Source organism: Bacillus cereus group sp. BfR-BA-01492, assembly GCF_022662815.1.
In the GTDB taxonomy this organism is placed as follows: Bacteria; Bacillota; Bacilli; order Bacillales; family Bacillaceae_G; genus Bacillus_A; species Bacillus_A cereus_BD.
On record NZ_JAKUEH010000013.1, the window covers coordinates 95,948 to 108,782 of the forward strand.

Here is a 12,835-nt window from a genome sequence, read left to right on the forward strand (position 1 = left end):
AGAGAATAGAATGGTCAAGAAATACATAGTTTCAATACTATTCATCATCAGTGTGTTAATTCCCTTGTTTTCCCCTTATGAAACAGTAAGAGCAGAAACAATGCATTCTAAAGTGGGAATTACATTTTCAAATAGTTATATTCCAAGTATAACTATGGATCCAGCAGCTATACCAGATGGTTCTACGCCGACTGATTATTCATCTGATGATCAGTTTAATAAGGGCGTGCTTCCTAAAACTGGAGGTAATCTATCTAGTTCCTTTATATATATGGGATTGGGAAGTATGTTAGTAGCCTTAGCAATTTTGATAGCATTAGCAAAAAATAATAGGGAAAATAGAAACAAATGTTTCTATCAAATAAATAAAAAACATATTAATGGAGGTACATTATGAAACTAACAAAAGTAGCATTAGCAGGAGTCGTATCATTTTCGGCAGTATTAGCAGCAGGAGCACCAACATTTGCAGACACAGCTGCAACAATGAAGTCGCATACAGACGTGTCATTTACACAAAATGAAAAACCAGTGAATCCAGTAAATCCGGTTGACCCAGGAGAAGATGTAGTGCCAAATGATGATCCAAATGATCCACATGAACCAGGAACAAAAGGTCCATTAAGTATTGATTATGTATCTAATTTTCATTTTGGCGAGCAAAAAATGTCAGGGAATGACAAAGTGTATACAGCGCAATTAGATAAAGTGAAAGTAAAAGGATCAGGAGAGGAAAAACAAATACCAAACTATGTCCAAGTGACAGATGACCGCGGTACAAATAAGGGTTGGAAATTAACAGTAAAACAAGATGCTCAATTTAAAGCAGGAAATGATGAGTTAACTGGTGCAGAGCTGAAATTACATAATCCAGTTGCAAACTCTACAATTGATATGAAATATGCTCCAGATGTAAAAGAAGTAACATTAAATCCAAATGGAGCTACACAAGAAGTAGCAATTGCACGAGATAGTAAAGGTATGGGGACATGGGTCACTCATTATGGTAAAGATAATGTGGAAGGTGCAAAAAGTGTTACATTATCTGTACCAGGTACAACTGCAAAAGTAAAAGACGCAAAATATGAAACAACATTAACTTGGGCTCTAGAAGATACACCTCAATAAGTCAAAATAAAAGATAGATAAGGAGAAAAACACTATGAAATTAACAAAAGTAACATTAGCAGGAGTCGTATCATTTTCAGCAGTATTAGCAGCGGGAGCACCAGCATTTGCAGACACAGCTGCAACAATGCATTCAAAATCATTTATTAAATTTGAACAAAATACAAATACGGTAGACCCAACGAATCCAATTAATCCAGGTGAAGTAGTAGAACCTACAACAGATCCAACTAATCCAGAAGATACACATGAACCAGGAACACAAGGACCATTAAGTATTGATTATGTATCTAACTTTAATTTTGACAGTCAAAAAGCATCTGGTAACAATGAAGTATACTATGCAAAATTAGATAAAGTGAAAAATAAAGAAGGAAAAATGATTGAAGTACCAAACTATGTACAATTAACAGATAACCGTGGTACAAATGCTGGCTGGAAACTGACAGTTAAACAAAATGATCAATTTAAAACTACGAATGGTGCAGAATTATCAGGAGCTGCTTTAACATTGAAAAACGGAACATTAAATTCACCTTCTGGAAGCGATGCACCAACAGCTCAGCAAGATATTACATTAATTCCAGGGCAATCAGCTGACGTTGTGATTGCCGAAGCAGATTACGGTATGGGAACATGGACAAATGCCTTCGGTAAAACAGCAGATGAAGGGAAAAAAAGTATTGAATTAAGCGTACCAGGTAAGACAAAGAAGGAACAAGCACAGTACACAACTTCATTAACTTGGGAATTAAAAGATTCACCTATGTAATGGCTCATTATGTAGAGAAAGTGAAGAAAGAGATAAAGAGGATTTCTTCTTTATCTCTTTTGTTATCTATATAAAATAATAGATGTGAGAGGGATACAATATGAAATGTATGAAGAAAGTAGTCAGTAGTTTATTAGCCATAGTATTTCTACTGCATATTACAAATATAACTACACATGCAGCAGAAATGAAATTTGCAGTCACTGCAGTCATTCCAGAAAATCAAATTGATAAAAATCAAACGTATTTTGATTTAAAAATGAAACCAGGGCAAAAACAAACGCTTCAAGTACAAATGAAAAATGATACAGATAAAGAAGTTGTTGTTGAAACTCATGCGAATACCGCGGTCACAAATAGTAACGGAATTACGGATTATAGCATGACAGACCCTCAATTTGACTCCACTCTAAAAAATCCATTTTCTAAAATTGCGAAAGTAGAAAAAGAAACGAAAATTCCTGCAAAAAGCACTGTTACATTAGATGTAAACATTGAAATGCCAAAGGAGTTGTTTGATGGTGTTATTTTAGGTGGCTTGTATTTTAAAGAAAAAGAAGATAAAAAAGCAAAAGGAAAATCTGATAACGTACAAATTGAGAATAAATATGCATATGCAATCGGTGTTGTTTTAAGAGAAACAGATACGGAAGTGAAACCAGATTTAAAATTGAATGAAATAAAACCAGGCCAAGTAAATGCACGTAATGTCGTTACAGCGAATTTACAAAATACAAAAGCAGCGATGCTAAAACATTTAACTGTAGATGCAAAAGTATATACGGAAAAAGGAAAAAATGTTTTACATGAAACAAAAAAAGAAGATTTACGCATGGCACCAAATTCAAACTTTGATTACGCAATTAGTTGGGAAAACAAGGCACTAGAGCCTGGAACATATCGTTTAGAAATGAAGGCAACAGATGGCGATCAAAAATGGGAATGGACGAAAAAATTTACAATTAAAGGAGACAAGGCAAAAGAGTTAAACGAAACAGCTGTCGAGGCGCAAAAAGATTATACAATGTACTACATTGTAGGAGGCATTGTACTATTCGTACTCTTATTAATTTTGATGTTCTGGTTAGGAAGACGTTCTCAAAATAAAAAGCAATAAAAATGACAGGCCGTTTATGGTGTTGAGACTTCCTTCATGGAAAGCTACTGATTTTAAATTCTTTTTTGCTTTTCATACTAGATAAAATTGCTGAATTTAACAGGAAAGGAGTTGAGAATTTAAAAATGCAAATAATAAACAAAATTGGAATCCTTTTTTTGGTGGGAGGAATTTTCTTTACACAAACGAGTGTACTAGATTATATTCCCAATAAAGTTTATGCTGCTACGAATGAAAAGCAGGGAACATTTAGTGTGAGTATAGATAAAAAAAATATCAAAGTGAATGAAAATGTAGTATTAAAAATTACAAATAAAAACAAAGAAGATTCTCGGATTGAACTTGCATTATCCGATGGTCAAGTCTTCAATGACGAAGAAACAAACAAGCTGAATGAAAAAAATAAAGCGGCTCAAGTTATATATCTACCTGAACAACGAATCATTCAAATTTCTAAAAAAGAGAAAAGTGATGATATAGGTGACATTTCTCTCGTTATTCAAATGAAAAAAGCTGGTGAATATACATTTGCACCAACTGTTAAATCTAAAGGACAAGATAAGAAAGTAAAAGCAACAGTATTAAGAGTGGAAGAACAAGAAAAACAGTTTCCTAATGAAAAAAAAGAACATATATTAACGCAACAAAAGAATGCAAATCTAGAAGATAACAAATCTACTAAAGAAACAATAAATAAAGTGGACCAAAAAGAAGTAGGAACAGTACAGCAAATGGAATCTGAGGAAAAGAAACCTGAAAATTTTGAGGGAAAAGCAGAACCGATGAAAGTAAGAGAAGAGGTAGAACACAAAAATTCTAATAGGCAATTGGATGGAATGAAATATGCGGCTCCTATCAAAGGGGAGGTTCCGCAATTAGATTGCTTTAAGGATGCGGCAACAGAGGAATTACCTGGAGATAGTGCATTTATGATCAGGAATACTTTAGAAACAGAGTTAATTGCATCAAGTGGATATGTTACAGATGAGTCTATAAAGGTTGATAATAATCATCCAACCGGTTCTATAACTTTGAAAAATGTAGGGTACTATAACGGAAAAAAAGTAACATTAAGAGTGGATGTATCTACTAAGAGTCAATCTGGGGGGGAATTGTTCTTTAATAAGAGTTATTTTTTAGGAATAGATGTAGGACCTCAAATGAATAGCTCAAAAGGAGCGATTGATGTCGAATATTCTTTTTTTGATGAAACGGGAAAACCACTTTCAATTAAAACAGCATTAAATTATCATGGTTTAAATAAAAATAAATATATTTCTATTTATGATTTTGAACAAAAGGTAGAAAATGTATTTGCTTTGAAAAATACACTGATATCTTATAACAAATTAGATGGAGGAATATATAAGTTTGGAGATGATTTCGCTCCTAATTGGTATGATGATAGAATAAAGATCACTTTCCAAACGAAGAAAGTTCATAATCTTAAAATTCATGTAGAAAATCGAGATACAACTACTTCTTCGGTCGTATATGAAACAAAATATCTTCCTAAAGTTGCTATACCGAAAGTAGAGGCGCTCAATCAAACATTTCAAGTAGCAAATGACCCTAATGTAAGTGCTGGATTTATACAAATCATTCCTTACTTAGCTCAACAAGAACGTATGAAACAGTTGTCTTATCTTGTTACTTCTGATTCAGGGAATCAATATATTGGTGCGAGATGGGTTGTGGAAAATATTCAGGGTGAAGATTATACAGATTGGTTCACCTTTGAAGAGAATCCAGATGGTACGACGAAAATTACAGTGAAACCAGAAACAGTAAATAATCCAAATTTTTATGATGATGTGTATATTTTTAAACAAATCTATGATTTTGTAGGAAGTGAAACAAATCCCGTTGATAAGTCAAGGTTAAAGGAAAATAATATGTATCCGATTGATTCTACTGTATCCCAAAGTGTTGATGGAACTGCAGATTATGCTAAAGCAAATGGTACAACTCGCATTAACTATATGAGTCAAGTACAGGTTCAGCATATTGATCAAGAAACAAATCAACCCATTCCAAATGTACAGGATACGATTATAGAGGGGATTATAACAGATCCATTTCAGGTTGATCCGCTTGCAATTCCAGGATATCAAGTGATAAAAAATGCCCCGATTACAGGCATATTTTTACCCGGAAACCAAAGAGTCGTGCATATATATGCACCGATTAAAGCAACCTTAGAAGCAACTGACTTTTCAACTGTAGTGGGGAATATCCCAACGGATAAAGAGGAAATGAAAAAATTTATCTTGAAAGAAGCAAAAGTTCAGGCTATAGAGTTGCCTAGCAATGCAGATATCACCAGTCAAGTAGAAGTTGTAGATATTGGTGGATTGCACAATGAAATTGGAAGTTATACAGTGACCTTGAAAGTTAAGAATGTGGAGAAAACAATTACTGTAAGAGTTATAGAAGGAAGCTTAGCATTCATTTCGGTACCAGAAAAAATCTCTTTTAAAAACATTCAGATTCCATCTAGAGAAAAAACAGTAAATCGCAGTAGTATACAAGATGAGATTGTCGTTTCAGATAAGCGTGAAAATGGAAAAGAGTGGAGCGTATATGTCAAACAAGTGAAACCACTAACTTCGAGTGAAAAGGATCTATTACCAGATGCATTAGTATACACAAAAAATGGTGTAGATACTGTACTGAACGATCAAGATTACTTAGTGCATAGTCAAAAATCAACAGACTATCAAAATGTTCATATTAACTGGAAAGATTCTGAAGGAATTCGGTTAAAAGTGAAACCAGGTCCCAATGTGAAAGTGAATGAGACATATCAGGGAGAATTAGAGTGGAGCTTAACAGATGCTCCGATGTGAGGAGGTTCCTAAAAAGGTTCATTTCATAAGAAAAGGAGTCCATTACCTACTGTATATAGGTGATGGGCTTCTTTCTATTCCCAACATTTTAATGAAAATATATAGTATTCTTTTGAAACAATCTAGTAGAATTCATCAGATGAGTTGAGCATAGGACCTCTCTAACGCAACAATGAACTTACATTTTTTAACACTGTTTGCAAGGTCAAACAGTGTTTTTTGATTCATAATGCGCCTCGCCACTGAAATATTGCGGAAAAACGCATCAGCTTTTCGGTGAAAGAAGAAGAAAGATAACGTATCATATAGTTATAGGAAGAGCAATAACTCGAAGAAAATTGGACGCTTGCCTTTCTTCCATAAGTTCCATTATGATGATAAAAGTTAAATCTTATTTTCCTTAGCTATTTCTCATAATTCCCTACATGTTTTTAAAAATATGAAACGAAATAGCGTACAATTTTTGGATCGAGTTACTCTGATTGTAGTGAAACTGTATTTTTATGTATTGTCTGTTTTGAGACGAGCCTGTCCCGAAAGTATAACTTTTGGACAGGCTTTTTTTGTTTATATGTTTTAGTAGTGGTGAGGTGCCGAATTGCCGTTATATTTGAAAAATCCCTAATAGATTATGCTTTTTTATTTATGTTGCGATAAAGTTTCCTTTCATATCTATAGTATGAAGTAATGAGAATATCAATCTGAAATTATTTTGATATATGAAAATTTTTTTGTTGGGATTGTCAAAATAATGTCAAATCTAAATGATTGGAAAAGTAATACATTTGTAATATAATGGTTGAAGAAGATATTACACTATATTAATTAATTAGGTGTAATATCTAGTTTGTTAACATAATAATATGTTTTATTGCACATGATTTTGATATAAAGGGATGATTAGTTTGAGTACAGAATTAAAAGCAAACAACGTGAAAACGAAGACAAAAGGAGCAGATCTTGTTGTGGATTGTTTAATGCAGCAAGGTGTGAAATATGTCTTCGGTATTCCAGGTGCAAAGATTGACGCTGTATTTGATGTATTACAAGAAAGAGGACCGAAGTTAGTTGTTTGTCGTCATGAGCAAAATGCAGCGTTTATGGCAGCAGCTGTTGGGAGATTGACAGGAAATCCAGGTGTTTGCCTTGTAACTTCTGGACCAGGAACATCAAATTTGGCAACAGGTCTTGTAACTGCGAATGCAGAAAGTGATCCCGTTGTTGCTTTAGCAGGTGCAGTACCACGTGCGGATCGGTTAAAACGTACACATCAATCGATGGATAATGCTGCATTATTCGAACCAATCACAAAATATAGCGTAGAAGTGGAACACCCTGATAACGTACCGGAGGCGATTACGAATGCGTTCCGCAATGCAACTTCGACACATCCAGGTGCAACATTGGTGAGTCTTCCGCAAGACGTTATGACCGCAGAAACATCCGTTTCATGTATCAGTGCGCTTTCTAAGCCACAGCTTGGAATCGCTCCCACACATCAAATTGAAGCAGTTGTGGAAAAAATTAAAGCAGCAAAATTACCGGTTATTTTGCTTGGTATGCGAGCAAGCACGAATGCAGTGACGAAAGCTGTACGTGAGTTAATTGCCGGGACAGAGCTACCAGTTGTTGAAACGTATCAAGCAGCTGGTGCCATCTCGCGTGAATTGGAAGATCATTTCTTTGGACGCGTTGGGTTATTCCGCAACCAACCAGGTGATATTTTACTAGAAAAAGCAGATCTTGTTGTATCTATTGGTTATGATCCTATTGAGTATGATCCGAAATTTTGGAATCAACTTGGCGATCGAACTATTATTCATTTGGATGATCATCAAGCGGATATCGACCATGATTATCAACCAGAGCTGGAATTAGTAGGAGATATTGCTTTAACTGTAAATAGTATTGCACAGAAACTACCGAAACTTGTGTTAGAAACGAAATCGATTTTAAATTGCTTACGAGCAAAATTATCAAAGCAAGCTGAATTACCAAAACGTGATTCACAAGGTCTTACACATCCATTACAAGTAATTCGTACATTGCGCGCTCTTATTGATGATGAAACTACTGTTACATGTGATGTTGGTTCGCATTATATTTGGATGGCAAGATGCTTCCGTTCTTATGAACCACGCCGTTTGTTATTTAGTAATGGTATGCAAACATTAGGAGTCGCGCTTCCTTGGGCCATTGCCGCAACGCTTGTAGAGCCAGGGAAAAAAGTTGTTTCTGTTTCTGGAGATGGTGGTTTCTTATTCTCAGCAATGGAACTTGAAACAGCAGTTCGTCTGAACGCACCGATTGTACATCTTGTTTGGAGAGATGGTACATATGATATGGTTGCCTTCCAGCAAATGATGAAATACGGAAGAACATCAGCAACTGAATTTGGCGATGTTGATATTGTAAAATACGCTGAAAGTTTCGGAGCTACTGGTCTTCGTGTCAATAAACCTGAAGAATTAGAAAGCGTACTGACAGAAGCACTTCAGGCAGAGGGGCCTGTTGTAGTTGATATCCCAATTGACTACCGCGATAATCTGAAGTTGAGTGAAAAATTACTACCAAACCAATTAAACTAATGGTAAAGGAGTAGAAGATAAATGAGTGTTGCGCAATTATTAAATATTGATGCAAAGAAAACAAAAGTAAATAATGAAGTGTATCAAACGTCAACGATGCTTGCTTTATTAGATGGTCTTTATGATGGAATTATCAATTTTGAACAATTAAAAGAATATGGTGACTTTGGAATTGGCACGTTTGATCAATTAGATGGCGAAATGATTGCCTTTGACGGTGAGTTTTATCATTTGCGTGCAGACGGTTCAGCAGAAGTAGTTGCACCTGAAGAAACAACACCATTTTCAACGGTAACGTTTTTTGAGAACGAAATGAGCTACACAATTGAACGAGCTATGAATCGTGAAGAAGTAGAAGCATTATTACACGAGCTTATGCCAAGTAAAAACTTATTTTATGCGATTCGCATGGATGGAATATTTCGCGAAGTAAGAACGAGAACAGTACCAAGACAAGAGAAACCATATACACCGCTTGTTGAAGTGACAAAATCACAGCCGATTTTCTCTTTCAAACATACGAAAGGGACAATGGTGGGTTTTTGGACGCCAGATTATGCACAAGGAATTGGTGTAGCTGGGTATCATTTACATTACATTGATGATGAAAGAAGCGGGGGCGGACATGTTTTTGACTTTGTAGTAGAAAACTGCAAGATTCAAATTTGTCAAAAGGCACATATGCATTTAGCGCTTCCAGAAACAGCTGATTTTATGGCAGCTGATTTATCGAGAGAAAATCTTGAAAACGACATTGCGACTGCAGAAGGTGCGGAGTGAAAAAAGTGAATGTTAAAAAAGAAGCAGGAGGGAAAATGATCCTGCTTCCTTTTTTATTTAGAGACGAATGGATTGTTTTGAAAATAAAATCGCCAAGGGTAATGGACAGCTTCTTCTGCGTAATCAATATTAATGCGCGGGCTTTTTGCTATTTCATATTGAGAAGAGAGATGCTGTGATTCAGGCACTAATTCAATATATAGCTTGTCTCCTTGTAAAGAGAGCCCACGTTCGTTTAATGTAATGTTAAGCGCGCGGCATAGCTTACCAGGTCCATTCGTCAAATTTTTATACTGTGTTTTCGTTAGTTCCGTCTTACTGTAGCGTGCCAGTTTCATTTCTTCTACTCCCTCGGCTGGCTCTAATGCCCGAATGAGAACGCCGTGTGGGATACCAACTGGTGCAGTAATTACATTAAAGCAATGATACATACCATAAATAAGATATACATAAGCATGACCTGGTGCGCCAAACATAATTTCCGTTCGTTCTGTTCGGCGTCCTCCGTAGCTGTGTGCTGCTTTATCATCCGGTCCTTTATATGCTTCTACTTCAACGATATAGCCGCTTCGTTTCACCCCATCTACGATATGGACAAGTTTCTGTCCAAGCAATTTTTTCGCAACGTCCAATGTATCACCTTCATAAAAGAGAGGAGGTGCTTTCATGTTCATCGCTCCTTTCTTGATGATATATGTTTTTTGTACTTGTAAAAGCTCGATTCTTAAGAGAGTCTAATTCGTGAGTGATGAAGAAAATTTTCATAAATGAAGGTCTCTCTTTATATTAAACCAAATTTATAGTAGTAATTCTAACTCGTTCTATTTCGCACATTTCTTTCATAAATTATGGATAAGGTAAAGCAGCTAAGAGGAGGAATGCGTCATGATTTATCGCTTATTGGCTCTTAATATAGATGGGACGCTATTGCAGAACAATGGTAAAATCCCAAAAGGCACAAAAGAAGCCATTGATTTTGTAAAAAGAAAAGACGTATATGTGACATTATTTACAAATCGTAATTTTCAATCGGCTCATAAAATAGCGAAGGCTTTAAAGTTAGATTCGATATTAGTTACGCATGGTGGTGCGTTTATTTCAGCAACATTAGATAAGCCATTCATGCAAAAGCGACTATCTGAAGAAAAGACTTTTAATATTGTGCAAGTATTAGAACACTTTGAATGTAATATTCGCATTTCACATGAGCGCTTTTCAATTGGGAACAGGGAACGCAATACACCAAATTTAATTGCGCGCACTGTGTTATCGAGTGCAGATCCGCTCTTTTATCCTGTTCAATTTGTCGATTCATTAGGGGATGCGCTGCGCGATCATCCTGTGGCAGCTCCTAAAATTGATGTCATCTTTCATAGTCAGGGAGAAAAAGAGCGAGCGCTTAAAACATTGCAGAAAGCATTTGCAGATATAGAATATGTGGAGTGTGATACAAGAAGATTAGAAATTCTGCCGTCTCATGTATCAAAATTAAGTGGATTACAAGTATTAGGAGAGCATCTCGGTATTCATGTAAATGAAATGGTGGCGATTGGAGATAGTTTAGAAGATCTTGAAGTAATTGAACATGTAGGCTTAGGAGTAGCGATGGGAAATGCACCGCTTCCGCTCAAACAAGTAGCAGACTGGATTACGCGCTCTAATAATGAAAATGGTGTGCAGTACATGATTAAAGAGCATTTCCGTAAACAATTCCCACTTCCGTTTTTAAAAAATCATACGCAAATGCCGAAATGGTGAGAAAAGACGGTGTATCGTTCATAGCTTTAATCTTGCTATTTACAGGCAGTAAAACTTTTATTTCAAAGAAGGAAGATAGGTGGGAACGCATAATCAGTGGGGCCTTGCAAAAAATGTTGTGTATAGGAGTCTATCACCTGTATATAGTAGGTGATAGACTCCTTTTTTAGGAAATGGACTTTAATAAAGTTTCTTTTTTTAGTCATATAACTTTCGTGAATTTTTCCAAATTAAACCTGACATTTCCATAATATTCATTTATAATAGGGAAGTTGTGGAATTATGTCTACTTATTAGGAGGTGTAGGATTTATTTCCCAGTTCAGTTCGTTTCATGTCTCTTTTCTTGTAAAAGTTTTTGGTGATTATTTTTGGGAATACCTCATCTCAATAGCATTAGAAGGGGGGACTTTATGAACTTAAAAAAATGGTTTGTCCTATTTTTAGTTTGTATTGTTATTATGTCACAAAGTTTCATGCCAATCACTGCAAAGGCACAGGAATTAAATTCAGTGGGATTTATAGATAGTATTGAGTTTGAGAGCACAGATTTATACTATGGACAAAGAACGAAAATCACGGTGAAATTTAGTGAAAAAGATAATTATGATCTACAGCCTGGAGATGTATTAACATTAACCTTACCTCAAGAATTGAAAGGATATAATAAAAAAGTCTCATTAGACGATTATGGTGTTTGTGAAATATCATCAGGCATTGCGAAATGTACATTTAATGAAAAGGTAAATACACATACAAACATTAGAGGGAAATTTGGTATTGATATTCAAGCTACAAATGTAGAAGCAAATCAGAAGAAAGAGATACAAACGAACTTAGGAACAATTTTAGATATGCAAACTATCACTATTACAGGTCCAAGTAGTGGTGGCGGTAATAGTGATGGAGAAGAGTACAAAGGACCATTTTCTTACAAAGTAGGTCATATAGATCCAGAGAATACCAATGAGGTTCAGTGGTATTTGATGATCAATTATAATAAAGAGGATGTAAATAAAGATATTAAGATAACTGATAGTTTACAAGGTGGTCAAAAATTAAAGAAAGATAGTTTTTATATAGTTGTTGAAAACAGTGCAGAACATAGATCTCTTACATTAAAAGAGTTTGAGAGCCAAGGATATGGAACAATAAAATTTGTGAATGATTCAACTTTCAATATTACTTTTAATAAAAAGAAAGCTAGTGCTACTAGATTTGCAGTTATGTATAACGTAGATATAACTGAAGAAGGAAAGAAACTTCAATATTTAGAAAACAAGTATGCTATTGAACATGAGGTAGTAGACCATGAACCGGTGTCTATTTCAGAAGTTGTACAAATTGAAAATATTACATTATATGGTGAGGCTGAAGGCGATAGCCAGGAAAAAGATAAAGAGAAACCGCAAGTAGAAGGTGTTGGGGAAGAGAAAGAAACAGAAGATCCATGGGAAACAACAGATGAGTTAAAAGAAGAACGCCCAGAGCCAGAAACAGCGAAAGAAAGTGAAGAAGAGAAACTACACGATGCAAAAGTAGAGAAGCCACAAGTAGAAGGTGTAGGGGAAGAAAAAGAAACAGAAGATCCATGGGAAACAACAGATGAATTAAAAGAAGAACGCCCAGAGCCGGAAACAGCGAAAGAAGTGGAAGAAGAAAACCTACACGATGCAAAAGCAGAGAAGCCACAAGTGGAAGGTATTGGGAAAGAGGAAGAAACAGAAGAACCGTGGGAAACAACAGATGAGTTAAAAGAAGAACGCCCAGAGCCAGAAACAGCGAAAGAAAGTGAAGAAGAGAAACTACACGATGCAAAAGTAGAGAAGCCACAAGTAGAAGGT

Annotated in this window: 10 protein-coding genes; 9 read left to right on the forward strand and 1 reads right to left on the reverse strand. The window is 35.5% G+C overall.

Annotated elements, in window-relative coordinates; genetic code table 11:
- Window positions 1-10 precede the first annotated feature (10 nt).
- From MR063_RS16175 to budA, 7 genes are all read left to right on the forward strand, one after another.
- Window positions 11-397 carry an LPXTG cell wall anchor domain-containing protein gene (locus tag MR063_RS16175; RefSeq protein ID WP_242199452.1) on the forward strand — a complete coding sequence of 129 codons (387 nt, stop codon included), beginning with the start codon at window positions 11-13 and terminating at the stop codon, window positions 395-397.
- Window positions 394-1,128 (forward strand): WxL domain-containing protein, encoded by a 735-nt coding sequence (locus tag MR063_RS16180; RefSeq protein ID WP_242199464.1) that lies wholly within the window; start codon window positions 394-396, stop codon window positions 1,126-1,128. Before MR063_RS16175 ends, MR063_RS16180 begins: the two co-directional genes overlap by 4 nt.
- A 34-nt stretch (window positions 1,129-1,162) precedes the next feature.
- A complete protein-coding gene (locus MR063_RS16185; protein WP_242199466.1) occupies window positions 1,163-1,900 on the forward strand; it encodes a WxL domain-containing protein in 738 nt (245 codons plus the stop codon).
- Between the two features lie 100 nt (window positions 1,901-2,000).
- Window positions 2,001-3,017 carry a WxLIP family cell surface protein gene (locus tag MR063_RS16190; protein ID WP_242199469.1) on the forward strand — a complete coding sequence of 339 codons (1,017 nt, stop codon included), beginning with the start codon at window positions 2,001-2,003 and terminating at the stop codon, window positions 3,015-3,017.
- A gap of 161 nt (window positions 3,018-3,178) precedes the next feature.
- Window positions 3,179-5,866 (forward strand): MucBP domain-containing protein, encoded by a 2,688-nt coding sequence (locus tag MR063_RS21985; protein ID WP_242199472.1) that lies wholly within the window; start codon window positions 3,179-3,181, stop codon window positions 5,864-5,866.
- A 905-nt stretch (window positions 5,867-6,771) separates the two neighbouring features.
- Entirely contained in the window at window positions 6,772-8,454 is a 1,683-nt protein-coding gene (alsS, locus tag MR063_RS16200; protein WP_242199474.1) for an acetolactate synthase AlsS, read from the forward strand.
- 21 nt (window positions 8,455-8,475) lie between these two features.
- Entirely contained in the window at window positions 8,476-9,234 is a 759-nt protein-coding gene (budA, locus tag MR063_RS16205) for an acetolactate decarboxylase (RefSeq protein ID WP_242199476.1), read from the forward strand.
- Window positions 9,235-9,287: 53 nt separating this feature from the next.
- On the opposite strand, the gene MR063_RS16210 is transcribed toward budA, so the two are convergent.
- A complete protein-coding gene (locus MR063_RS16210; protein ID WP_242199485.1) occupies window positions 9,288-9,902 on the reverse strand; it encodes a DNA-3-methyladenine glycosylase in 615 nt (204 codons plus the stop codon).
- 217 nt (window positions 9,903-10,119) lie between these two features.
- Here MR063_RS16210 and MR063_RS16215 point away from each other — a divergent pair, with 217 nt between their 5' ends.
- Together MR063_RS16215 and MR063_RS16220 are read left to right on the forward strand one after the other, a co-directional pair.
- Window positions 10,120-10,992 (forward strand): Cof-type HAD-IIB family hydrolase, encoded by an 873-nt coding sequence (locus MR063_RS16215; RefSeq protein WP_087097888.1) that lies wholly within the window; start codon window positions 10,120-10,122, stop codon window positions 10,990-10,992.
- A 412-nt stretch (window positions 10,993-11,404) separates the two neighbouring features.
- A partial coding sequence (locus MR063_RS16220) for a collagen binding domain-containing protein (RefSeq protein WP_242199489.1) occupies window positions 11,405-12,835 on the forward strand: 1,431 nt, incomplete at its 3' end.